At 47.9% G+C, this 23759-nt stretch carries 28 protein-coding genes and 2 pseudogenes; 14 read left to right on the forward strand and 16 right to left on the reverse strand.

Annotated features, from left to right (window positions below; translation table 11 throughout):
• Positions 1-19 precede the first annotated feature (19 nt).
• Positions 20-1009 carry a type I asparaginase gene (locus MHH91_RS12365; RefSeq protein ID WP_013352757.1) on the reverse strand — a complete coding sequence of 330 codons (990 nt, stop codon included), beginning with the start codon at positions 1007-1009 and terminating at the stop codon, positions 20-22.
• 175 nt (positions 1010-1184) lie between these two features.
• Between MHH91_RS12365 and MHH91_RS12370 the strand changes: the two genes are divergently transcribed.
• The gene (locus MHH91_RS12370) at positions 1185-1538 is read left to right on the forward strand and encodes a helix-turn-helix domain-containing protein (RefSeq protein WP_013352758.1); all 354 of its coding nucleotides are present in this window, start codon (positions 1185-1187) and stop codon (positions 1536-1538) included.
• 9 nt (positions 1539-1547) lie between these two features.
• On the opposite strand, the gene MHH91_RS12375 is transcribed toward MHH91_RS12370, so the two are convergent.
• Both MHH91_RS12375 and MHH91_RS12380 read right to left on the reverse strand, forming a co-directional pair.
• Complete coding sequence (locus MHH91_RS12375) at positions 1548-2711, reverse strand: TIGR00375 family protein (RefSeq protein ID WP_013352759.1); 1164 nt, start codon at positions 2709-2711, stop codon at positions 1548-1550.
• A complete protein-coding gene (locus tag MHH91_RS12380) occupies positions 2711-3265 on the reverse strand; it encodes an NUDIX hydrolase (RefSeq protein ID WP_014470622.1) in 555 nt (184 codons plus the stop codon). Before MHH91_RS12380 ends, MHH91_RS12375 begins: the two co-directional genes overlap by 1 nt.
• Before the next feature lie 78 nt (positions 3266-3343).
• Here MHH91_RS12380 and mciZ point away from each other — a divergent pair, with 78 nt between their 5' ends.
• Positions 3344-3466: a Z-ring formation inhibitor MciZ gene (gene mciZ / locus MHH91_RS12385; protein ID WP_013352761.1), complete on the forward strand. Its 123-nt coding sequence runs from the start codon at positions 3344-3346 to the stop codon at positions 3464-3466.
• A gap of 62 nt (positions 3467-3528) precedes the next feature.
• The gene (locus MHH91_RS12390; RefSeq protein ID WP_013352762.1) at positions 3529-4449 is read left to right on the forward strand and encodes an aldo/keto reductase; all 921 of its coding nucleotides are present in this window, start codon (positions 3529-3531) and stop codon (positions 4447-4449) included.
• Between the two features lie 33 nt (positions 4450-4482).
• Here the strand turns inward: MHH91_RS12390 and MHH91_RS12395 are convergent, their stop codons facing one another.
• A complete protein-coding gene (locus MHH91_RS12395) occupies positions 4483-4707 on the reverse strand; it encodes a YqkE family protein (RefSeq protein WP_014470623.1) in 225 nt (74 codons plus the stop codon).
• Between the two features lie 142 nt (positions 4708-4849).
• Between MHH91_RS12395 and MHH91_RS12400 the strand changes: the two genes are divergently transcribed.
• Positions 4850-5764: an alpha/beta hydrolase gene (locus MHH91_RS12400; protein ID WP_014470624.1), complete on the forward strand. Its 915-nt coding sequence runs from the start codon at positions 4850-4852 to the stop codon at positions 5762-5764.
• Positions 5765-5803: 39 nt separating this feature from the next.
• Here MHH91_RS12400 and MHH91_RS12405 read toward each other — a convergent pair whose 3' ends face one another.
• From MHH91_RS12405 to MHH91_RS12425, 5 genes and pseudogenes are all read right to left on the reverse strand, one after another.
• Positions 5804-6043, reverse strand: coding sequence for a DUF2552 family protein (locus MHH91_RS12405; protein ID WP_003153307.1), 240 nt, complete (start codon positions 6041-6043; stop codon positions 5804-5806).
• Positions 6018-6380, reverse strand: coding sequence for an iron-sulfur cluster biosynthesis family protein (locus tag MHH91_RS12410; protein ID WP_013352765.1), 363 nt, complete (start codon positions 6378-6380; stop codon positions 6018-6020). Before MHH91_RS12410 ends, MHH91_RS12405 begins: the two co-directional genes overlap by 26 nt.
• 71 nt (positions 6381-6451) lie before the next feature.
• Positions 6452-7422 (reverse strand): annotated as a pseudogene (locus MHH91_RS12415) (GNAT family N-acetyltransferase).
• Between the two features lie 26 nt (positions 7423-7448).
• A pseudogene (locus MHH91_RS12420) lies at positions 7449-7663 on the reverse strand (hypothetical protein).
• 12 nt (positions 7664-7675) lie between these two features.
• Positions 7676-8146 carry a GNAT family N-acetyltransferase gene (locus MHH91_RS12425; protein WP_013352768.1) on the reverse strand — a complete coding sequence of 157 codons (471 nt, stop codon included), beginning with the start codon at positions 8144-8146 and terminating at the stop codon, positions 7676-7678.
• A gap of 215 nt (positions 8147-8361) precedes the next feature.
• On the opposite strand from MHH91_RS12425, the gene MHH91_RS12430 reads away from it, so the two are divergent.
• From MHH91_RS12430 to MHH91_RS12450, 5 genes are all read left to right on the forward strand, one after another.
• Positions 8362-9588: a DNA polymerase IV gene (locus MHH91_RS12430; protein WP_014470627.1), complete on the forward strand. Its 1227-nt coding sequence runs from the start codon at positions 8362-8364 to the stop codon at positions 9586-9588.
• 14 nt (positions 9589-9602) lie between these two features.
• On the forward strand, positions 9603-9947 hold the full coding sequence (locus tag MHH91_RS12435; RefSeq protein WP_013352770.1) for a YolD-like family protein: 345 nt from the start codon (positions 9603-9605) through the stop codon (positions 9945-9947).
• Positions 9948-10045: 98 nt separating this feature from the next.
• Entirely contained in the window at positions 10046-10252 is a 207-nt protein-coding gene (locus MHH91_RS12440) for a YqzH family protein (RefSeq protein ID WP_014470629.1), read from the forward strand.
• 73 nt (positions 10253-10325) lie between these two features.
• Positions 10326-11396 (forward strand): AI-2E family transporter, encoded by a 1071-nt coding sequence (locus MHH91_RS12445; RefSeq protein ID WP_014470630.1) that lies wholly within the window; start codon positions 10326-10328, stop codon positions 11394-11396.
• Between the two features lie 89 nt (positions 11397-11485).
• Complete coding sequence (locus MHH91_RS12450) at positions 11486-11650, forward strand: DUF4083 family protein (protein WP_014470631.1); 165 nt, start codon at positions 11486-11488, stop codon at positions 11648-11650.
• Between the two features lie 19 nt (positions 11651-11669).
• Here MHH91_RS12450 and coaA read toward each other — a convergent pair whose 3' ends face one another.
• From coaA to MHH91_RS12470, 4 genes are all read right to left on the reverse strand, one after another.
• Positions 11670-12629, reverse strand: a complete 960-nt coding sequence (gene coaA / locus MHH91_RS12455; RefSeq protein ID WP_013352774.1) for a type I pantothenate kinase — start codon at positions 12627-12629, stop codon at positions 11670-11672.
• A 75-nt stretch (positions 12630-12704) separates the two neighbouring features.
• Positions 12705-14054, reverse strand: a complete 1350-nt coding sequence (gene dsdA / locus MHH91_RS12460; RefSeq protein ID WP_013352775.1) for a D-serine ammonia-lyase — start codon at positions 14052-14054, stop codon at positions 12705-12707.
• A gap of 17 nt (positions 14055-14071) precedes the next feature.
• Positions 14072-14848, reverse strand: coding sequence for an SDR family NAD(P)-dependent oxidoreductase (locus MHH91_RS12465; protein ID WP_013352776.1), 777 nt, complete (start codon positions 14846-14848; stop codon positions 14072-14074).
• A 5-nt stretch (positions 14849-14853) separates the two neighbouring features.
• Positions 14854-15813 carry an MBL fold metallo-hydrolase gene (locus tag MHH91_RS12470; RefSeq protein WP_013352777.1) on the reverse strand — a complete coding sequence of 320 codons (960 nt, stop codon included), beginning with the start codon at positions 15811-15813 and terminating at the stop codon, positions 14854-14856.
• Positions 15814-16207: 394 nt separating this feature from the next.
• Between MHH91_RS12470 and proC the strand changes: the two genes are divergently transcribed.
• Complete coding sequence (proC, locus tag MHH91_RS12475; RefSeq protein WP_013352778.1) at positions 16208-17050, forward strand: pyrroline-5-carboxylate reductase; 843 nt, start codon at positions 16208-16210, stop codon at positions 17048-17050.
• A gap of 362 nt (positions 17051-17412) precedes the next feature.
• Here the strand turns inward: proC and MHH91_RS12480 are convergent, their stop codons facing one another.
• Positions 17413-18291, reverse strand: a complete 879-nt coding sequence (locus tag MHH91_RS12480; protein ID WP_013352779.1) for a LysR family transcriptional regulator — start codon at positions 18289-18291, stop codon at positions 17413-17415.
• A gap of 138 nt (positions 18292-18429) precedes the next feature.
• On the opposite strand from MHH91_RS12480, the gene MHH91_RS12485 reads away from it, so the two are divergent.
• From MHH91_RS12485 to MHH91_RS12495, 3 genes are all read left to right on the forward strand, one after another.
• The gene (locus tag MHH91_RS12485; RefSeq protein ID WP_013352780.1) at positions 18430-18753 is read left to right on the forward strand and encodes a GlpM family protein; all 324 of its coding nucleotides are present in this window, start codon (positions 18430-18432) and stop codon (positions 18751-18753) included.
• A gap of 136 nt (positions 18754-18889) precedes the next feature.
• Entirely contained in the window at positions 18890-19906 is a 1017-nt protein-coding gene (gene namA, locus MHH91_RS12490) for an NADPH dehydrogenase NamA (RefSeq protein WP_014470634.1), read from the forward strand.
• Between the two features lie 115 nt (positions 19907-20021).
• The gene (locus tag MHH91_RS12495) at positions 20022-20795 is read left to right on the forward strand and encodes an alpha/beta fold hydrolase (RefSeq protein ID WP_013352783.1); all 774 of its coding nucleotides are present in this window, start codon (positions 20022-20024) and stop codon (positions 20793-20795) included.
• A 49-nt stretch (positions 20796-20844) separates the two neighbouring features.
• Here the strand turns inward: MHH91_RS12495 and rpmG are convergent, their stop codons facing one another.
• Positions 20845-20994: a 50S ribosomal protein L33 gene (gene rpmG, locus MHH91_RS12500; RefSeq protein ID WP_003226511.1), complete on the reverse strand. Its 150-nt coding sequence runs from the start codon at positions 20992-20994 to the stop codon at positions 20845-20847.
• Positions 20995-21072: 78 nt separating this feature from the next.
• Positions 21073-21999 carry a ribonuclease Z gene (gene rnz / locus MHH91_RS12505; RefSeq protein ID WP_013352784.1) on the reverse strand — a complete coding sequence of 309 codons (927 nt, stop codon included), beginning with the start codon at positions 21997-21999 and terminating at the stop codon, positions 21073-21075.
• Positions 22000-22207: 208 nt separating this feature from the next.
• Here rnz and zwf point away from each other — a divergent pair, with 208 nt between their 5' ends.
• A complete protein-coding gene (gene zwf / locus MHH91_RS12510) occupies positions 22208-23677 on the forward strand; it encodes a glucose-6-phosphate dehydrogenase (protein ID WP_013352785.1) in 1470 nt (489 codons plus the stop codon).
• The last annotated feature ends 82 nt before the right edge of the window (positions 23678-23759 follow it).

Consider the following 23759-nt stretch of genomic DNA (forward strand, 5'->3'; position numbering starts at 1 on the left):
CTTTGTCTTGGTCATATTTTTACAGTACTACGTCGTCTGCGATCGGTGTCTCCATAATACTTTTAACTTCAGCCAAATTGTGAGACTGGCCGAGTGCCCACATTAATTTCGGCACGATGGCTTCTGTGTTCATATTTCTGGAGCGGATAATGAGATCTTGATTGACTCTTCGTCCGACTTCATAGACGCTCATGTCCTCTCCTTCTTCAAGGCATTGGGTCGTAATGACAACGACAATGCCGCTTTCAATCATTTCATTGACTTTGGCGAGAATGTCTCTACCTTCAAACGGTACGCCGCCGCTGCCGTAGCTTTCAATGACGATTCCTTTGTACATGCCTTTTAACGCGTCAAACATTTCCGGTTTAAGTCCCGGATGGAGCTTGAGGAGACACACGTCCGTGCAAAGTGAAGTATTCACCGTAAAGGCATCGTCTTCCGGCAAGTGCACGTGTTTATTGTATTCAATTCCGTTTTCGGTAATAAACGCGATATACGGATAGTTAATGCTCTCAAATGCATCATAGCTTTTCGTTCTTAATTTAATGGCGCGGGTGCCTTGAATGACTCTGCCGTCAAATACGACATATACGCCGCCCACACCTTCACATGCGAAGCGGATCGCGTCCGTGATATTTTTTTTGGCATCGGTTTTTTGAAATGTAATCGGGATTTGCGAACCCGTAATGACGATCGGTTTATCAGCATGCTGAAGCATATAAGACAATGCCGCTGATGTATAAGCCATTGTGTCTGTACCGTGTGTAATGACGAACCCGTCGTAAGCGTCATATTTTTCTTTGACAGCATCAGCTATTTGGACCCAATATTCAGGCTGCATATTTGTGCTGTCGATGTTCATTAACGAATGGGTTTCCATCGTGTAATCGTTATCAAGTTTTGATACGTAGGTTAACAATTCATCTGCTTTCACTCCGGGTGCAAGCCCGTTTTCTCCTTCGACTGAGGCGATTGTTCCTCCGGTTGTTAACAGCAATAATTTTTTCATACCCTGCACCTCTTCATCATTTCTCAAGATGTGTTAAGCATTCGCTTTTCGCATACTTTTAATCAAATTATAGACAGACAAATGAAATTAATCAAGTGATTATTATTCAATTCGCGTACACTTTTACATATCGATATGATATAATTTGCTCAAGTGAAAAGGAGCGGTTTTTAATATGAATTTAGATCGTTTAACTGAACTGAGAAAAAAGAAAAATTGGTCTCTTCAATATACGGCTGACCGGCTCGGCATCGCCAAGAGCACGTACGCCGGGTATGAATCAGGCTACCGGCGTCCGTCATTCGAGGCGCTGGGAACGCTTGCCGATCTGTTTGACACGACGTGCGACGATTTACTGGGGCGCACTGAAAAAAAGGCGGAGCCGTTTACCCAGACCATCGAATTAACAAAAGCCGCACAAGGCCGCGGCACACTGACCGTTGACGGGCAGCCGCTTAATCAGGATGAAATCATCGAATTAATTGCGTTTGTCCGAACGAAAAAGAAGGTACAGGAGGAGCTCCGCTGAAAAATTGCTTTACGGCTTTATCCGGCCGTACGTTCCCCCGCCCCCGGCCTCAAGGGCGAGCTGTCCGGTGCGCGCTTTATGAATGACGGCCGCTATTTTAGGCTGTACGACACGCGCCAAGTCCTCTTCTTTTGCCCGATGAAGAATCGCCATCTCCGTCCCGAAAGCCCGCTTCAGTTTTTCTAATGTTTTCGGCCCGACTCCGGGAATGAACTGCAGCGGGATTTGATGAATATACGGAGGCCGCGGCACGCGGCTTTTTTCCGATCCGCTCAGTTCCTCGAGCCGTTCACTGACCCCTTTTGTCATTGTTTTTCCCCCGCACTCCGGACATGCGGAAGCTCCTTTTTCAACCGGGCTGCCGCAGCGGTCGCAAGCCGTCCGGTAATACTTCCCTAGCTTCGGATTCAGTCCGTAATTCGCCGTGATTTTTCTTCCGTCCTTCCCTTTTAAAGCCAGCGAAAATTCCGTGAAATTCGCTTCCTTAAGAAGCATTTCATTATATTCTCTGCCGATTTTCCCTAAGGAATGCGCATCAGAATTTGTTAAAAATGTATACGGGTCAAGTTCTGTTAACCGCGAAGCCATATCGGTGTCGCAGCTTAATCCGAGTTCCGCCGCATCAATGAGCGCCGGGTCGAATACTTCTCTTAAAGAAGATCTGACCCCTTTTCCGTACAGGCTTTTATGCGGGGTGAACATATGGGCGGGAATAAACAGCCCGCCCAATTCCTTTGTTTTCTTTTGGAGATTCAAACCTGTTTCATAAATGCGCTGTGAACTGAGATGGATGTTTGTAAGCCTTTTTGCGAGCCACTCGGAAAACATCTTCATTTCGGCAAGAGCCGGCATAAAGACGAGAACGTGAATCGGCCCGAGGCATGTATGATCATAGATTTCAAGCTCACTTCCCAACAGAAGCGTGGTATTCCGATACCGGATGCCGCCTTCTTTCAGTTCACGGTATCTGCCTTCTTCAATTCCGCGCTCGATTTCTTCAATGACTTCCGGGGAATGGCAGTCGATGATGCCTAAAAGTTCAATTCCCTTCCCCTCGCTTGCTTCTTCTAATATCCGGTGCAGCGTCAATGTTTTGGCTCCAGTGATTTTGACCGGTTTTCCCGTATGGGTGCGCCCGATATGAATATGCAGATCCGCATAAATGGTTTTCATCATTTTTCCTTCAGCGCTTCTTTCAGCTGGAGATACTGAATCGCGTACGCCGTTTTAGCGTCATACACCCGGCGCTCTTCGGTCAGTTTCACGGCCTCATCAAGCGTGACCTGCATCACTTCGACAAATTCGTCCTCATCCAGCTCGCGCTTTTCTTCTAGCGGCGAAAGCCCTTCAGCAAGAAAGAGGTGCACGATTTCATCAGCAAATCCGGGTGATGTATAAAAAGCGGTAATTTTCGTCAAGGTTTCCGCCGTATATCCCGTTTCTTCCTCCAGCTCTCTTAAAGCGGTATGCTCGGGCTCTTCCCCCTTTTCAAGCTTGCCGGCCGGGATTTCAACGATAGTCCGTTCCAGCGGCTTTCTGAACTGGTTCACCAAAATGATTTTTCCTTCTTCGGTCACCGCAAGCACGGCCACCGCCCCCGGATGCTTGACGATTTCCCGCTTGCTTGTTTTTCCGTTCGGAAGCTCTACATCTTCTAAGTAAAGGTCTATGACTTTCCCGTCATACAGCTTTTTTTTCGCTAGTGTTTTTTCTTCTAAATGTTCCATCATTTCATCTCCCGTTCTGTCTCTCTATTATGCCTCATATATTTTATCATACATGCATACGAGGGAGGTGCTTTTCGATTGAAGGTATACCGGAAGGATAACAGCATCGTATTGGTCGGAAAGGCTTGGGAAGTGCGGGCTAAACTGAAAGAGTACGGGCGGACATTCCGCTATGTCGGAGATTGGATCACCGGGCCTTAACAGTTGAAAACTTCGCGCCTTTATATTACGGTCAATAAAAGACCATAAAAAGGAGCGAAACAATGAGAAAACGCACGCTAGGACGTTCTGATTTAGAAATAAGCGAAATTGGGCTCGGCTGCATGTCGCTGGGCACGGATAAAGCTAAAGCGCTGTCTATTTTGGATGAAGCGATTGAGCTTGGAATCAATTATTTAGACACTGCCGATCTTTATGATTTCGGCAGAAATGAGGAAATTGTCGGAGAGGCCGTCAAAAACCGCAGGCACGATATCATTTTAGCCACGAAAGCCGGGAACCGCTGGAATGATGAGAAAGACGGCTGGCATTGGGACGCTTCCAAAGGATACATAAAAGAAGCGGTCAAAAACAGCCTGCGCCGGCTGAAAACGGACTATATCGACCTTTATCAGCTGCATGGCGGCACGATGGAGGATAACATCGACGAAACGATCGAAGCATTCGAGGACTTAAAACAGGAAGGTGTCATCCGGTATTACGGCATTTCCTCGATTCGTCCGAATGTCATTAAAGAATATGTGAAAAAATCAAATATCACCAGCATTATGATGCAGTACAGCCTGCTGGACCGGCGTCCCGAGGAGTGGCTGCCTCTTTTAGAGGAGAACGGAATCAGCATAGTCGCCAGAGGACCGGTCGCTAAAGGGCTTCTTACGAAAAAACCGCTTGATCAAGCGGCCGCAAGCATAAAAGAGAACGGCTATTTAACATATTCTTTTGAAGAACTGGCAGAAACCAAGAAAGCGATTAACGCTGCCGCCCCTGATCTGAGCATGACGGAGCTTTCTCTTCAATACTTGCTTTCACAGCCGGCCGTCGCTTCTGTCATAACGGGAGCCAGCTCACTTGAGCAGCTGAGAGAAAACTGCTCGGCAGCAGAGGCCCGGCGTTTAAGCAGCCAGGAAATCAAAGCCCTGCAATGTCATACAAAACGGGACGTATACGAAGCCCATCGTTCTTAAACAATAAAACCGGCACCTTTTCAGATGCCGGTTTTATTTATATTTGTGCCAATCGAGACTGCTTTCATTCAGCAGCTCTTCAAAGCTTTTATTTTTTTCTATTTCTTTTCGCTTTCTGATTTGTTCGGCCTTTTTCTGTGCCTGTTTTTTCTCGTCTTCTTCCTTCAGCTCACTTTTCATTTGCAAAAGCTTGGCCTTCAGATCTTCCTCCAGATCGTCTTTTAAGCTGTGTTTTTCTTTAGGCAGCTGCTTTTTCATCATTACGCCCCCGTATCTGAATATGCTGAAGCAAGTGTACCACGGAGCGCCGGAGGCCGGCAACTGTCCTTCTTTTGTTCAGCTGCCTGAAAACCCGGGAAAGGATTTTCTATATTTCTGTCATTTAAAGGAGGGTTCCTGCGTGAAAAAATGGCTGGCGGTGTTCGGTTCGGCTTGTGCAGTCTTTTTAGCTGCCGGATTTGCTCTTACGAATCTGATTATGTTTATTAAGAAAAAAACGGATGAAGATATCATGAAAAGAGAAACGGCGGACGGACATGATCTATTTGATTCCTTTCAGACCATGGAAAAAGAAGAGGCCGTCATCTTGTCACGCCACGGGTATGAGATCAAAGGCTTTTACATTGCCCCGTATGATACGGCAAACACCATGATTATTTGTCACGGCGTTACCATGAATTCGTTCAACTCATTGAAATACATGGATTTGTTTTTAGATTTAGGCTGGAATGTGCTTATGTATGACCACCGCCGGCACGGTAAAAGCGGCGGCAGAACGACGAGCTACGGCTATTTTGAAAAAGATGATTTGGAAGAAGCCGTGAATTGGGTGAGAAACAAAACCGGAGACGGCGGTCAAATCGGCATCCACGGCGAATCGATGGGGGCGGTGACGGCCTTATTATATGCGGGCGGGCATCAGAACGGCGACGGCGCTGATTTTTATATTGCGGACTGCCCTTTCGCAAGCTTTCACGATCAGCTCGCCTACAGACTGAAGCGGGAATTCCGGCTGCCTCCGTGGCCGATTCTGCCTTTGGCTGATTTCTTTTTGCGGATGAGAGAGGGATACCGTATCCGTGATGTATCGCCTTTGTCGGTGATCAGCCGCATCCGGCAGCCCGTGCTGTTTATTCACAGTAAGGAGGATGATTATATACCTCCTTCTTCTTCCGAATTGCTGCACCGCAGAAAACGCGGCCCGAAGATGCTGTATCTTGCCGAATCGGGCGGGCATGCCATGTCGTACACCAAAAATCCGGAAAGCTACCGTAAAGCCGTTCAAACCTTTTTAGATACCATGACGCAAACGTAAAAAAGCGAAAGAACGTATGCTCGTTCTTTCGCTTTCCCGTCATAAAACGTCGGTAATCCCGTCCATATTTTCTCCGATCCAGTCAATGGCGAGGTCGATTGTCGTAAATTCCTGCGCTTTGAAGGTCATCTCATCCTGAAGCAACCAGACATCCTTCTGAACGGATTCAGCGCCTCCAATGGACCAGTGCAGCAGACTGTACGGGTGGTTGTTGTTCAGGAAGGATACCCACGTCTTATGCTGTGCCGTCTGTTTAATGGCTTTCAGCTTTTGATTCACTTTCCGTTTCTCCCTGCTTTACTAATATGCTCATTCTCGGGCTCAGCATCTCTGCCGGGCTTTTTAAGACGAGCGTTTTCGCCTTTTCATTGTAATCGATTGTCATTTCCTCGTCAAAAAACACTTTTTGAGAGGTCTGGATGTAAAGCGGAAGTCCGTTGGTTTCAATGCGTTCGCATTGCCCCGTTAATTCGTCCGTCAGCCAGATGGTCGGCACGCCGCTGACAGCGCATCCGCAGCCTTCTGCGTCATAGCGGAGCTGCGCTTTTTTCTGCGGGTTGGCGTCCATCGCCTGCTGGAATGTATGTTTCGCCGCATCCGTCACATGTATTTGCATAGATGATCCTCCGTTTTTCATTTTCGCCAATTGTAGCATACCGCGCCGCTGTATGCATTGTTTCTGCTTTTTTACAGCAGACCGCTCTCCCAGTCCTTCGCCTCTTGTTCAGCCGCCTTGATCCAGTCATTTTTCCCTTCAATATACTTTCCCATATCGTACGGGTATGTCTCGGCGAGCTGCTGTTTCAGCTCCATGTATTGAGCCGCTTTTTCAGGTCTTGCGGTGAGGTAATCCCGGAACAGCAGATGACGCTTTACGTCCGCATGTCCTGTTTCGTATATGTGGACGTGGTGTGTGCGCTTGTTGCCGCCTTTTTGAAAAAAACGCCTTCCCTTTATCCCGTTCTCCCCTTTTGCCTCATAGCCGAGTGCTTCCAGCTGCGGACGGTATCGGTCAGCATCCAAAATATCTTTGACCTCCGCCAGTATATCAATGACCGGTTTTGCGGCCATCCCCGGGATGGAGGTGCTTCCGATATGGCTGACAGAATGGAGTGCGGGTCCGAAGATTCGGATCAAAACCGCCTTCTCTCTCTCTCAAACATCTCTTTCCATTCCGGCTTGTACGGAATGACTTCCGCTTTCCTCTTCGGATAAAAATGAAAAAACGAGAGGGTCAGCCCTTCCGGCGTCTCAATCTGTCCGGCTTCCGTGAACCCGGTTTTTAAATAGAGAGAGACTGCCGGAACGTTTTGTTTAGCGGTAGCCACCTCTATTTTTTGAGCGTCCCGGTTCTCGTCTATCACAAATTGAAGAAGCGCCCGTCCGATTCCTTTCCGAAAGCCGGACGGGTGCACCGTCAGCCGGCATATGACAAGTTCATATCCCTTTTTTTCATACGAAATGACGCCTATGAGCTGATCTTTTGCCTTGAAACCGGCAAACGTCTCCCGTGACCGCTGTATGTCACGCGGTGTCTCATGCAGAGCGGGAATGCCGAAAAAGCCGATCAACTCGGCTTCTTTTTGATAAGAGCAGCGCTGAACCGCTGCAATTTCCCGCGCCGTCTGTTCTTGTGTATGCTGTAAAAATGTAATCAATCTTCCACTCCTTTTGGTGCAAACCGCTATGACTCCGTTTTCGTTATGCGGATCGCGTACGCACTTTTTCCTTTTTGTTTTGCCGTCCGGTGGCCGGTATGGTCTTTCCGCGGTTTCATCGCATCCATGAACGCTTTCTTCGCCTAAAAGCCCCGCTGTCAGTATGCTCAGATTCTCCCTTTATTGATGAAAAAATGACCGCATAATAAGGCGGTTTGGGCGTGTCAGCTAAAAAACCCATATTCGGCCTCCTCTATATGTATTTCACAAACAGAATCCGGTCTTGGCCCGGGCCGTCATAATTCGCAAAAACAGGGATTCCGTTTACGGTTTTGGTTCCTTTTTCAGGTTCAAAGCCTAACTTTGTATGATAAGCAATTGACACTTTATTAACAGGCGCCGTCACGCAATTGACTTTTGTGCAGCCCCTTTTTTTCACCGTCTCCATAAATCGGTCGTAGAGCTGTTTTCCAATTTGCATTTTTCTGAAATCCGGGTGCACACCGGAAAAATGAATGTAGGCCGTCTCAGGGTCTGACTGTGACTGAAACCCAATTAAAAAACCGGTCATTCCCTCCGGCCCGTATGTAATAAAGCTTGTGTCCTGAAAATGTTCAAAAAACAAGCGCGGCAGTTTTTCTTTCATTTGCCTGCCGCCCCACCATTCATTCAAAACAGACGTAACCATTTCATAGTCTTCAGAGGTGATTGTTCGAATATCCATTTTCGATTGACTCTCCTTTTCGTCCGGCAAAATGAATGTCAGCTCTTCTCATTGGAATATAAAAAATTATATGTGGGTTATTTGCAATTGTAAATGATTTCTTTTTATGCGAACGAATCAGCCGTCTCCCAATCGGGGAATGATTTACCAGTATAAACGCGGTCATTGTTCGGGTACAATGAAAAACAGAACAAACGTTCCCGGAGGTTTTTTTTATGGCTGATATTCTTCTTGTTGATATGCAATCGTTTTATGCGTCTGTAGAAAAAGCGGAAGCGCCTCATCTTAAAAACCGGCCCGTCATCGTTTCGGGAGATCCCGAAAGACGCAGCGGGGTCGTGCTTGCGGCTTGTCCGCTCGCCAAACGATACGGCGTAAAAAACGCCGAACGGCTGTGGGAAGCGCAGGCCAAATGCCCCGACGCCGTTATCGTCCGTCCGCGGATGCAGCGGTATATTGATGTATCCGTCATGATTACCGAACTGTTTGAGCGGTATACCGACCTTGTAGAACCCTACTCCATCGATGAGCAGTTTCTCGACGTGACCGGAAGCAGGCGGCTGTTCGGTGATCCTTTTACAATCGCCGAAAGCATTCAACAAGCGATTATGCGTGAATTCGGTATTTATGCCCGTGTCGGCATCGGGCCGAATAAAGCGCTCGCGAAAATGGCTTGCGACCATTTTGCCAAAAAAAACGCATCCGGCATCCACAGGCTGGATATGTCAAATATCAGGCAGGATCTGTGGCCTCTGCCGGTCGGAAAACTATTCGGCATCGGAAAACGGATGGAGCATCATTTAAGACGGATGGGCATCAGCACAATCGGCGGGCTTGCCGGGCATCCTGCCGAACTGCTGAAAAAACGGTGGGGCATTAACGGCGAATTGCTTCAGCGGACGGCCCGCGGCATCGATCCCTCTCCAGTCACCGTAAACACGCACAGCCGGCAAAAAGCGATCGGCCATAACATGACGCTCCCCAGGGACTACTGCCGCTTTGAGGATATCAAAGTCGTTTTGCTGGAGTTAAGCGAAGAAGTGGCCCGCCGCGCCCGTTTCAAACAGTACATCGGCCATACGGTTTCGGTCAGCATCAGAGGCGCAGATTTTGATTTTCCTTCAGGTTTTCACAGACAGAGAAAGCTCGTCTCTCCGACCAATTTCGGAATGGATATTTTTAAAGCGGCGGTCAAGCTCTTCAAAGAGCATTGGAACGGTGAGCCCGTCCGCAGCGCCGGCGTCGCCCTTTCCCAGCTGGAGCCCTGTGATTATGTTCAGCTGAGCCTGTTTGATTCCCTGGAAAAAAAGATCAGCCTCGGCAAAGTATTGGATGATATTCATGAGCGGTACGGCCCCGCGTCGCTGCTCCATGCCGCTTCGCTGACAGAGGCCGGCCAAGCCTTTCACCGGGCCGAAAAAATCGGCGGGCACTACAAATAATTGAGGTGATATACATGAATCCGAACAAATTAACCCCCGGGTATAATGTCATGTGGGAGTCAAGCCGGATGATGCTGCCCGAACATCGGGAGCAGCTGCTTGCAAAAAAACGAAAAGAACGGGAATTCCGGCCTCCGGAACTGAGCGAAGAGCAAATGAACGACATGAACCGCACCATTACGGCGTCGATTGAAGAAGACAGGGCCATTTCGGTCACCTACGCTTCAGCACACGGCCCCCGCCGGTTTTGGGGATGGGTAAAACAAGTGATGCACGACGAAAAGCGTTTAAAAATCATAAACGATGAAGATGCATTATCGCTGCCGTTTCATCTTATTCTCTCAGCTGAATTGGAATAAAAAGCCCATCCCGTCCTGACAGAAAATATGATAGAAGAGTGGGAGGATCATATGATATTTAGTAGAATAGATGAATGATAAGAATAGGAGAATATATGATGGATCAATTTATAGAAAAAATGCTGGGACAGGCCCTCCGCCAGTATGGACGGAATGTGTCGACAGATCCGCTGAGCCCCTATGAAAAACAGCGTTTAAAAAAAGCTTTAGAAGAAAGAAGGAACGAAGAACCCGATGAGGATCTCCATGCCCATGTAGAAGATATTATCTACGATTACGTCACCAACCAGGGCCAGTTCTCCTGACACTGACGTTTATGCACCGGGCGATAAGGGAAACGGTCGAGAGTAAACCCTTAAAGATTGCGTGGTGCAGGAGATGCCAGTCGGGCCTTATTTCAAGATCGGATATGCCGTTCTTTTGTTATTCCTCATTATTTATCTCGGAACATTAATAGACTTTTTGTTCCAGCCTGTTGTGATTACGGCTAAAACCTTGTTTCCGCCCATTGTATTATCGGGGGTCCTTTACTATTTGTGCCGCCCGATCGTCAGAGTGCTGCATGAGAAAGTAAAGCTGCCCGAAGGCATCGCGATTTTAGCGATTTATGCGGGAACAGCCGGCCTTTTTGTCCTCTTCCTTTATACGGCGGGCCCTGCCGTTCAAAAACAGTTTGCAGCCTTCACAGATCATATCCCTGAGCTTTCCGCAAAAGCTGAAAATTGGATCAGACACCTTCAGGACAGCAAATGGTTTTCCCGGATTCAGCATGAGGATTCCTTTAAAAAAGCAGCGGACAAAGCCGCAAATTATTCAGGTTCAATCGCTGATTCTCTCAGCAGCCTGGCCGGTGCGGCTGCCAATGCCGCCATCACCGCCGCCATCATTCCGTTTGCGCTGTATTACATGTTAAAGGAAGGAAATAAAGCGCCCCGGCGGCTGCTGCGGCTTCTTCCGGAAAAACATCAGAAAGAAGGAAAACAAATCCTTCAGGACATGGATGAGGCTCTCAGTTCATACATACAAGGACAGCTGCTCGTCAGTTTTTGTGTCGGTGTTCTCGTTACGACCGGCTATTTCATAATCGGGCTCGATTATCCGCTCGTCCTGGGTGCGTTCGCCATGGTGACAAACCTGATTCCGTTTATCGGGCCTTGGATCGGCACATTTCCGGGAGTCATTGTCGGATTGTTCGATTCACCGACGCGAGCGGTGCTGGTGGTTATAGTCGTCGTCATTGTCCAGCAGCTTGAAAGCCAGCTGATTTCCCCGCAAATTATGGGCCGGAAGCTTGACATTCACCCGCTGACCATCATTTTTCTTCTGCTTGCCGCCGGTAAATTCTCGGGTATTGCCGGGATGCTGCTGGCCATTCCCGGCTATGCGGTTGCAAAGGTGATCATAAGCCATATGCAGAAACTGTTCATTCTCAGAAAAAAACAAGGCTAGAGAGAAACGATTCACCCCTCATGCCTTCACATCGGTTAAAATAAAAAAAAGGCGGGCTGAAGAATCCCGCCCCACACGGAGGTCAAAAGATGAACATCGGTGATGTCATTTTTCAATTCGTTTCATTTATTGCAGCCGCGATTTTCCTGTTTGCCGTGATATACGTATTCAGAAGCATGAAGCAGCGCCGCCAGCAATTGGACAGGATCGAAAAGAAACTCGATGCGCTGCGCGAAGAAAAAAACCGCAAATAAGGGGGTCGCGGGATTTGTGTCACACCCGTCTTACCAGCACCTCTTCAACTTTATGGCCGTCACCTTTTCTCAAAATCAAATCTGATCTGAATTTTGTCGGCAGAATATTTTCATACAGATTCGGACGGTTGACGCTCTCCCAAATGGAGGCGGCCATGGCATCCGCTTCTGCATCAGACAAATCCTTAAATTTATGAAAATAAGAAGCCGGGTCCTGAAAAGCGGTTTCTCTTAAAAGGCGGAAGCGCTCCAAATACCACGTGAAAATCCGGCTTTCTTCCGCATCCACATAAATCGAAAAATCAAAGAAATCCGATACAAAAATCCGCGGATCTTCCCTGTCGTCCTCTAAAGTCGGCGACTGCAGGACATTGATTCCTTCGATAATGACGATATCCGCACCTTCGACAACTTCGACGGCGCCCTCTTCCCTGTCATAAGTAAGATGGGAATATAGGGGCGCCTCCACTCTCTCTTTCCCTGATTTTATATCATTCAGAAACTCAAGCAGCGCTTTTACGTCATAACTTTCCGGGAATCCCTTTCTGGACAGAAGGTTCTTCCTTTTTAATTCCGCCGTCGGATACAAGAAACCGTCGGTTGTCACCAGACTCACCTTCGGCCTGTCCGGCAGACGGGAAAGAAGCTTTTGCAAAATTCTCGCCGTCGTGCTTTTGCCGACGGCGACGCTGCCCGCGATCCCGATAATAAACGGGATTTTCGCTGAATGCGGATGCTTCAGAAACACGTTGACATGCTGATTCCGTCTTGCGGCAGACGTGACATGAAGGTGGAGCAGGCGCACAAGCGGAATGTAAATCGTTTCTACTTCTTCAACCGATAGGTAGTCGTTCAGCCCCTCTACGGCCTTGGCTTCTTCCTCTGAAACGGCAATGGAAAGATGGCCGCCGAATCCGGACCACGACTCGCGGCTGTGCTGCGTGTACAATGTATGTAAGTTCAATTCTTTACTTTTCACAATTCACACCAATCTCTCTGTATGGCTTTCCGGTTAAAAAACAAACGCTTACAAAGATTGTAACGGAAAACCGCTTCACTGTCTGCCCATTTTTTTCGCAAACGAGGAACCGATGCGGCTGTACTCTTCCATTTCCTCGTCCGGAACCATGCTCCCGCCGGTGCTCCACACAAGATGCACGGCATTTTCCATCTCAAGCCCCCGCTCTTTTATATAACGGTTTCCCGCTTCGGTCTGAACGAACTTGACAGCTCCGGCCATACCGGCGAGGGCAGAAGGCTCAAGGCTCTTATTCTCGGACGCTCTTAATTGATAAAGCAGCGAAAAAAGCGTGCTGTCATCAGCGGTATAACAGCCGCTGAGTATAGGTTCCATAAGAGGGCCGGCCAGTCCGGACGGCCTTCCCACCGCAAGTCCGTCGGCGGCCGTTTGATTATCAAGACCGATATCCTGCACGCTGATTCCGTCATGCAAACCGGAAAACAGCCCTAACAGCATACACGGTGAGTGCGTCGGCTCCCCGAAAAAAATATGGACATGTTCGCCATAGACCAGCTTTAGCGCAAGCGCGACGCCGCCCGGGCCTCCTCCGACCCCGCACGGCAGATAGACGAAAAGCGGCTCATCAGCATCAGGCTTTATGTTCATTTGATCGAGCTGCTTTTTCACACGTCCCCCCGCAACAGCATAGCCCAAAAACAGATCCCGTGAATGCTCATCATCAATAAAATAACAATAAGGGTCCTGCTGCGCCTGAATACGCCCCTCTTTAACAGCCAGACTGTAGTCTGCTTCGTATTCGATGACGCGGACCCCTTTTTCCCGGAGCAGCTCCTTTTTCCACTGCTTTGCGTCACCGGACATATGCACGGTCACACAAAAGCCGAGCTTCGCGCCGATTATGCCGATACTAAGGCCTAAATTGCCTGTAGAGCCGACGGCTATAGAATATTTCGAGAAAAAATCAGTAAACCGCTTCTCAGTCAATATGCTGTAATCATCATCTTTTGAGAGCATTCCCGCTTTTTGCGCGAGGTCTTCTGCATGCTTCAGCACTTCGTAAATCCCGCCGCGGGCTTTAATGGAACCGGAAATCGGCAGTTCATCGTCGCATTTCAAAAGCAGACGCCCAGGGAAAGCCCGGCCGGCGCTGTGTTCCAGACGTTTCTTCATTTCATTGATCAAGACAAGCGGAGATTCAATGAGACCTCCCGCCTCTTTCGTCTCCGGGAAAGCTGATGCGATATAAGGCGCAAACCGGCGCAGCCTTTCTTCCGCTTCAGCAATCTCCTCATTCCATTCAGCGGCATGTTTTATGTGATCATCGTTTTTGTGCGGGTTGATCCAAAAGACTTCACGCGCCTCCGCCATTTGCCTGACGAAAGGCTCTTCCATCAATGCCGTGCGTATATCCCGATCAGACATTTGCCTTCTCCCCCTTGTTACTTTTTCTTTAATACCCGGCCGGCCAGTTTTTCTGTAAACGAAGGGAAAAGCTGATACAGCTTCGTCCCGAGGCTCATCCATCCCGGAAGATTAATTTCCCGTTTATCCGTCAAAATCACGGACGTAATGCGCTCTGCCACACGGTCGGCATCAAGCATCCATCTGCCGACGCTTTTAACATAACTGCCCTCTTTATCTGCAATTGTAAAGAAGTCTGTTTTGATCGGTCCGGGATTAACCGTTGTCACAGCTACACCCGTACCGGCCAGCTCGAGCCGCAGGGCATTGGAATACCCTAAAACGGCATGTTTCGTAGCGGAATAAAGGCTTGATTTCGGCGTCGCCAGTTTGCCGGCCTGTGAAGCGATATTGATAATATGGCCGCTTTTGGCATGAAGCATCACCGGCAGACAGGCTTTCGTACAGGCGATTAATCCGAATACATTGACTTCAAACATTGACTTCATATCATCTAAAGATGAATCCGCCGCAGTTTCAAAAATACCGAACCCCGCGTTGTTAATTAATACGTCAACATGACCGATTAAACGCCTTACGTTTTCAGCTTCTTCTGCATGCCGGACGTCAAACGGAATGACATCACACCGTCCGCCCCGCGCAGTAATCGTATTTTTCACTTCCTGCAAGCGGTCTTCCCGCCTGGCGGATAAAAAAACATGGGCCCCTTCTGCCACGCAGGAATATGCAAGCCGTTCTCCAAGTCCGCCTGATGCTCCTGTGATCCAAATCCGTTTATCCGTTAATCTGCCCATTTCATTCACTCCTTTACAGCTTTAAACATCAAAGTGTTTCCCGACTGAAAAGATACGGCCTTCCCTTCAGCGGCCAGCACGTCAAGATGGCCGATCGTTTCTGACATTGTTAAAAACAATTCGTTTTCATACACAGCCGGAAACAGCCGCCGGCATACTTGGAAAGCCGTCAGCGTTTCCTCTGACAACAGGTGCAGCACATAGTCCGCCCGGTTTCTCTGTTTTTCAAGCCGCCTGTCAGCAGCTGGCCTTACGTCTGTCAGCAGATCGCCGTGCCCCGGATATAAAAAAGCCGGGTTGATGTCATACAGCCGTTTCATTGATTTCAAATAGTCGAGCATCGGGGATGAGCGCACACTCCCCTTTTCCGGAGCCTCCAGAATCGGATTGGTGGAGCTGTTGGACAAAAGCAGATCACCGCTGAACATTTCACCGTTTTTTTCATGGTAAAGCGCAATATGAGAAGCGGCATGACCCGGAATCTCAAGCACCGTCCAGCCATCAAGCCCGTCAATTTCCCCGCCTTCTCCCACTGTTTTCGTTAGCGGACGGTTTGCTGAAAATAAGTATGACAGCTTAACTGTTTTATGTATGTCTTCAGGTGTCAGAGGAACGCCCATTTCGGTCATAAGGGACAGAAAAAAATCCTCCTGCCGGGCGATATACGACTGATCCTGAGTCATGTACCTGTCATTCAGCGGATGCCCGACAACTTCCGTGTCATCAGAAAAAATGTGCAGCAAACCTGAGTGATCCGCGTGATGATGAGTGAGCACCACTTGTTCTATATCCGCTGCGGAGACCCCGTGTTCTTTAAGCTGCATTGAGAGTGATTCAGCCGCTTCCTTTGTATTCGGGCCGCAATCAATAAGGGTTAATGCGTCATCTTTTACTAAATAAACGATAACGTCGCCGACTGCAAACGGAGTCGGCACACGTATCGGAATGATCTTTCTCGCTGCCATATTTACGCTCCTTCGTTCTTTTCATTCCTGAATACTCATATTTTAGCCTTTTCTCATCCCTGTGTCATTATTGCCGCATATCAGAAAAAAAGATTGACATCCCGCTCTGCTGCATAGCATAATGAACAACAAACTAGAAAAAACGGAACGCGATGACGAGGAACTAGTATATAAACAACGGCAGCAGAGAGCAATGTCCCCGGCTGAAAGACATTGCGGCCCTCTTGTTTACAGAACCTGCCCTCAGAGCGGTTAGGAAAACCTAAACGTATCCCTCGTTACGGGATTTGAGCTGAGCACGGCTGATTCGTGCTAATGTAAGGTGGTACCGCGAAACCTTTTCGTCCTTTTTGACGGGAAGGTTTTTTGTGTTTTGGAAAGAAGGAGGATTTATATGAAGAAAATCGGTTTTATCGGGGCCGGATCAATGGCGGAAGCAATGGTGAACGGACTGCTGCAGAGCGGACTGACAGCCCCCGGACATATATACATGACAAACCGGTCAAATGACAGCCGGCTTGAAGAACTTCAAGACACGTACGGCGTGAAACCATGCCGGGATAAAGAAGAGTTTTTCAGCAATACCGACATTATCGTTCTCGCCTTTAAACCGAAAGATGCGGCAGAAAGCATTGAGAACATTCGCGAATACGTTAAAGATCAGCTTGTGATTTCTGTCATCGCAGGGCTGACGATTCACACCATTCAGCATTATTTCGGCAGAAAGCTTACCATCATCCGGGCGATGCCGAATACATCCGCGGCCATTCAACAATCGGCGACCGGTTTTTCTGCAAGCCCTGAGGCGAGTGAGGCTGAAATCCGGATGGCAAAAGAACTGCTGGAAACAATCGGAGAAGCGACGCTTTTTGAGGAAAAACACCTTGATGCCGTCACAGCCATTGCCGGAAGCGGCCCCGCCTATGTGTACCGATATGTCGAAGCGATGGAAAAGGCCGCCCTTCAAGTCGGCCTGCCGGAAGAGACGGCAAAAGAGCTGATTTTACAAACCATGGCTGGAGCGACGGAAATGCTCAGAAAAAGCAGCAAACGACCTGAGCGCCTGCGCAAGGAAATCACAAGCCCGGGCGGCACAACGGAAGCAGGCCTTCGCGCTTTAAACGAGCGCCGCTTTGAAGAAGCCATCATACACTGCATTACAGAAACCGCAGCCCGGAGCGCAGAAATTAAAGAACAATTCGCAGGCTCCGTTCTGCAAAAGACGGATCAATCATAAAGCATGGGGCTCCCCATGCTTTTTTTCGTCCATTTACAATTTCGGAAGACCGCTAACGGCTTACAGGTTTCTTTTCTTGCACTTATGAAAGAGGACGAGCGAGCAAAAGCGAAAAATAAGACTTTCCTGAAAAAAAGTTTGAAGCCGGGCTGCACCCATGAGGCAAAATCACATGTAGGGGAAGAACACATTAATCAAAAGCGGTGCATTGACGGTTGAGCTTCAGGACGAAGGCGTGAGCCGGCCCCCGGTGATGCCCATCAGTTTACCGGGGCGACGCCGCAGTTATCTTAATTCCTCGGGTCACTTATTTTGTGCCGGTCCATTATCCTCATCCTGCTTAAACGGCATATCAGGCTTCTTCAGACAGAAGCCTGATGGATCGCAACCCATTCTTTTATGCATTGAATCAGTTTCTGAACAGAAGGTGTCTGCGTCTCCTTTGCACGAGCTGTCAAAATGCCGATCTGCCTGCAGACATACCGGTCGAGCCGTTTGATGAGCACATCACAATCATTCACCAAAAGCTGCGGCAAGAGGCTGATCCCCAGATTGTTCCGCACCATTGCAATAATCGCTTCATCCCCTCTGATTTGATAGGCGATCCGCGGCGTGATTTTTTCTTCCTTCAGCACTTTCAGCACATCAAAATGTGTCTCCGGATAAGGCACGATACATTTGACGGACTCCATGACATGTAAAGGAACCGTTTCACATTGCGCCAATTCATGCTGCGGACTCATCACTACTACAATCGGGTCCTCGGCCAACGGGTAAAAATGCCTCTTCCCGCTGTGGGATGTCCCGATCGCCGCATCAACCTGATCGTCTTTCAGCCATTCTTCCAGTTCAGTTGAATTCCCTTCAAACAAATGCACCTTAATGGAAGGATACAGCACATTAAATTCTCTCAAAATTTTCGGCAGCCATTTTACCGCCACACTCGTAACAGTGCCGAGCCGGATTTCTCCTCTTTCTAATCCATTAATATTATCAACGGTTTCAGACAATTTTTCATAGTTTTTTTGAATTTCCTTCATAATATGTAACACTTTCAAGCCATTTGCGGTGGGCCTCACTCCATGCCGCTGTCTGATCAGAAGCGGAAAACCGTACTCTTCTTCTAATTTACTGATCATTTGGCTGATGTTCGGCTGTGTGTAATTCAATATGGCAGCGGCTTGGGTCAGGCTGCCGCTTTCAACCGTTTTAATAAAGGCTAAATGTTTCTTTAAATCCAACCGGCTTCATCTCCCAGATATCATTTCTTATTATCCAGCGCATTAGTTATATTTAGTTTACTTATACATCAATCAAAAATAAAATGGCAATGTCTCCATAATTATACTTGATAACAAACAGAAGGTGAGCGTTCCAGCATGAGTTTTCTCATTCAATTTTTGATCGGCGGCACCGTTATGGTGGCTGCTGCGTTTTTAAGCAAATCGAAATACTTATTTTTATCAGGCGTTATCACATTGCTGCCGATCATGACGTTGCTGAATATACAATTGCAGCTGAAAAATATGAGCGCCGACGATTTCAGAGCAGCTCAAAAAAACGGAATATTCGGTGCGTTCGGCGCGGTGATTTTCATCAGCAGTATTTTTATCCTGACAAACTGGTTCAAAGGAAGCCACTCCGTCATCGGTGCGTTTCTTATCTATATCTGCTATATGATCGCCTGTAAATGCCTGTTATGAAGATACAGCCCCCCTGTATAAAAAAATGCCCGGTCAGAACAATAAGAACATTACGCTCAGTTGTGAGCAGTTTATATGACTGAATGATCATAAGTTGTTATAATCAATTTCTAAAACATTCCGGGAGGCGAAATAAATGGCCAGAAAATTATTTACACCATGGACCGTTAAAGATGTAACGATCAAAAACCGTATTGTTATGGCACCGATGTGTATGTATTCCTCACATGAGAAGGACGGAAAACTGCAGCCTTTTCATATGGCGCACTACATATCGCGCGCAATCGGACAGGTCGGCCTGATAATCGTTGAAGCGACAGCTGTGAATCCGCAGGGACGCATTTCCGATCAGGATTTGGGCATTTGGAGCGACGATCATATCGAAGGTTTTGCCAAACTGACGGAACAAGTGAAAGCGCAAGGTTCAAAAATCGGCATTCAGCTCGCGCACGCGGGACGTAAAGCTGAGCTTGACGGAGACATTTACGCTCCTTCAGCCATTCCGTTCGACGAGCAGTCCAAAACACCGGCTGAAATGACGACAGAACAAATTAAAGAAACCATTCAGGAATTCAAACAGGCGGCGGCACGCGCGAAAGAAGCCGGCTTTGACATTATCGAGCTTCATGCGGCACACGGCTACTTAATGCACGAATTTTTGTCACCGCTGTCCAATCACCGCACAGACGAATACGGAGGATCACATGAAAATCGCTACCGCTTCTTAGGCGAGACGATTGACGCCGTCAAGGAAGTATGGGACGGCCCGTTATTTGTCCGTGTTTCTGCATCTGATTATACAGACAAGGGGCTGGACATTGCCGATCACATCGGTTTTGCGAAGTGGATGAAGGAACAGGGAGTCGACCTGATTGATTGCAGCTCAGGCGCACTCGTTCAAGCTGATATTAACGTCTTCCCCGGCTACCAAGTGAGCTTCGCAGAGAAAATCCGCGAGCAGGCCGAAATCGCAACAGGCGCCGTCGGTTTGATAACGACGGGAACAATGGCGGAAGAAATTCTGCAGAACAACCGCGCTGACCTTATTTTTGTCGCGAGAGAACTTCTGCGCGATCCGCACTTTGCAAGGAGTGCAGCGAAGCAGCTGAATACGGAAATACCGTCGCCGGTTCAATACGACAGAGCATGGTGACAGAAGAGACAGCCGGAGATTTTTCGATCCGGCTGTCTCTTTTTTTATTTTTTGAGAAACGATTGCCGAAGCTTCTCCGTCTTCCCTATAGAACCAATTAGAGGGGATGACTCCAATGAAAGCAGCATGGATGGAAAGGACATACTTGATTGACGGATGTCCGTTTTATACTAAACACCGTAAAGGTGCCGGCGAAGTGACGATCGTCTTTGAAGCCGGCTACGGCACTTCTTCTGAAACATGGACATCATTACTCGCTGACATAGATGAAGAATTTGGGGTTTTCACATATGACAGGGCCGGAATCGGCAAAAGCGGACAAAGCAAAAACAAGAGAACGGCGGATCACATGGTACAGGAATTAAACGCTCTACTGCTTAAAGCCGGCGTCAAGCCTCCTTACCTTGTCGTCTCGCATTCATACGGCACGATTATCAGCAGACTCTGGGCGAGCCGAAACCGCCGGGATATTCTCGGGATGGTATTGCTTGACCCGGTTTCTGAGGATCAGGAGACAAAAGTGCTTCCGCTTCTTCCCGAGGAAATGAAAGCCGCCTATCTGAAACAGTTCATACTAGAAGGATCACATGCGGAATTTTTGACGAGTCTTCGGCAGATTAAGCACCAGCAGCTTCATTTCAGCGATATGCCGCTGTTGATTTTATCATCGGGAGAGCGGGATGAGCGCTTAAAGCACGCGCATGAACAATGGGTAAACCTGCACAGAAATATGCTTGATATCTCGCATCAAAGCGGATGGATTCAGGCCAAAAACAGTTCTCACGCCATTCATCACGATGAACCGCACATCGTCCACCTGGCCATTTATGATGTTTGGTGTGCGGCGCGCCAGCAAATGAATGCGCCTGCCTATCAGGCGGTAAACTGATAAAACAAAAGCCATTGTGCCGCGGCACAATGGCTTTTTTATTCGTGATCTACTTTGTCTCACGGTGCAAAGTATACTTTTTCAACCGGGGTGAATACTTTTTCAGTTCTAACCGGTCCGGATTCGTCCGTTTGTTCTTCGTCGTAATATAATTTCTGTCCCCTGTCTCTGTGCAAGCCAATGTCACATTCACACGCATCATTTTCACCTCACGATCAAATCGTAACAATTACGTTTTATTATAGATCATCAAACAAAAATGTCAAGCGCACATTTTTTAAGAGCGCTCCACGGCAACCTCCATAAAGTCAAAGGCGACCTTACTGTTTTCAAATACCGCTTTCGCCTCATGTTCCAGCCGCTCTATCGGCGCTTCGCCTTGATACCTGGCGCTGATATGAGTTAAGATCAGCTGTTTGGCGCCTGCTTTTTTTGCTGTTTGCGCGGCCTGTTCTGTCGTCGCGTGATAATAATTATGCGCGAGCTTTGCATCTTCCTTGGCAAACGTCGCTTCATGAACAAGTACATCGGCATTGCGCGCCAGTTCCGTTACCCGCTCTGATACACGGGTATCCCCGGAAAAAGCGACGATTCTTCCCTTTTTCGGCGGCTCCAAAAAATCCTCACCATTAATTATTCTTCCATCGTCAAGCGTGACTGTTTCGCCTTTTTTGATTTTCTGGTAGACAGGTCCGGGCGGAATATTCATTTCTTTCAGTCTGCCGGCCTGCAATGCACCGGGAATATCCTTTTCCTGAATCCGATAGCCGAACGCTTCTACACCGTGAATGACGGATGCTGCGGTGACGATGAATTGGTCATCCTCAAAAACCGTTCCCTCTTCAATTTCATGTATGGCAAGAGGATAAGTCAAATGTGTCGCCGTCACTTTCAGGCTTGTTTCGATAAATGCTTTTATGCCTTTTGGCCCGTAAATCGCCAGCTCTTCTTCACCGCCTTGAAACGACCGGCTTCCCAATAAACCCGGAAGGCCGTAAACATGGTCGCCGTGAAGATGTGTGATGAATATCTTTTCAATTTTCCTCGGTTTAATTGTTGTATGTAAAATCTGATGCTGAGTGGCTTCCCCGCAATCAAACAGCCATACGGAGCGCCTTTCTTCAAGAAGCTTCAGCGCGACGGACGTTACGTTTCTCGTCTTTGCCGGCATGCCGGCCCCCGTCCCTAAAAATATTAATTCCACAATGCTTCCTCCTAGATCTTTGTACTACTAAGGATACAGGATCAGGCTGAAAATGTGAATTCGCCAGGGGCGCCCCCGGCATGATTAATTTTTTTCCGCAAACCGCAAAAAACAGGCTGAAATGTTTGCTTTCAATGAATTTTAGATTTAAAATGAAGGAAATATGCGGGGTTTTAAACCATGCTTCAGATAAAGTGAGGTACTCTAAGTGAAAACAAACGACAAACCAAAAGCAGTAATTGTAATATTTGGTGCCACAGGGGATTTGGCAAAACGAAAACTTTACCCATCCATTCATCGTTTATATAAAAATGGTCAAATTGGTGAAGAGTTTGCAGTTGTAGGTGTTGGAAGAAGACCTTGGTCAAACGAGGACCTCCGGGAAACCGTTAAAACGTCTGTTTCTTCGGCTGGGCAAAAAGACACAGACGATTTCACGTCTCATTTTTATTACCATCCGTTTGATGTAACGAATCCGGGTTCCTATCAGGAGCTGAATGTCCTGCTTGACCGGCTTGAGCATACATATGAAATCCCGAACAACAGAATGTTTTACTTGGCGATGGCCCCTGAATTTTTCGGCACTATCGCAAAATCGCTTAAAAACGAAGGTGTCACGGCGACAAAAGGCTGGTCCCGTCTCGTAATTGAAAAACCGTTCGGCCACGACCTGCCGAGTGCGAAAGAGCTTAACAAAGAAATACGCGAAGCGTTCACAGAAGATCAAATTTATCGGATCGACCATTACTTAGGCAAGCAAATGGTTCAAAACATCGAAGTCATCCGGTTTGCGAATGCACTGTTTGAGCCGCTGTGGAATAACCGCTACATCTCAAACATCCAGATTACGTCAAGTGAAGATCTCGGCGTTGAGGACCGTGCGAGATATTATGAGAAATCAGGCGCACTCCGCGATATGGTTCAGAATCATATTTTACAAATGGTCGCTCTTTTGGCGATGGAACCGCCGATTAAACTGAACACGGAAGAAATCCGCAGCGAAAAAGTGAAGGTGCTGAGAGCGCTACGCCCTGTCGCTCAAAACGAAGTGAATGATTACTTCGTCCGCGGACAATACCAAGCCGGAACGATCGACGGCACCCCTGTAGCGAGTTATACGGATGAGCATAACGTAGCGCCGGATTCCAATACGGAAACATTCGTGTCCGGTAAGCTGTTAATCGATAACTTCCGCTGGGCCGGCGTTCCGTTTTATATCCGCACAGGAAAACGGATGAAAGAAAAATCAACGAAAATTGTCGTTCAATTTAAAGACATTCCGATGAACCTTTATTACGGCAATGAAACGAATGTAAATCCGAACCTGCTTGTCATCCACATTCAGCCGGATGAAGGCATCACTTTATATCTGAACGCTAAAAAATTAGGCGGAGCCGCACACGCTCAGCCGATTAAGCTGGATTACTGCAGCAACTGCAGTGATGAAATGAACACACCGGAAGCCTATGAAAAATTAATTCACGACTGTCTGCTCGGCGATGCGACGAACTTCGCCCATTGGGATGAAGTAGCGCTTTCCTGGAATTTCGTCGATGCGATTTCCGAAACATGGGCTGCCGACAAAACCCTTTCTCCGAATTATGAAGCCGGATCAATGGGACCGAAGGCTTCGGATGACCTCTTGGAAAAAGACGGCCTTCACTGGTGGAATATATAATAATCAAAAAACCGCGGCGCCGTTCATTACGGCCCGCGGTTTTTACATATCAGAAAAGCCCCCGCAATAATTGCGGGGGCTT

This window comes from Bacillus sp. FSL K6-2819 (assembly GCF_038008305.1).
Lineage (GTDB): Bacteria > Bacillota > Bacilli > Bacillales > Bacillaceae > Bacillus > Bacillus amyloliquefaciens.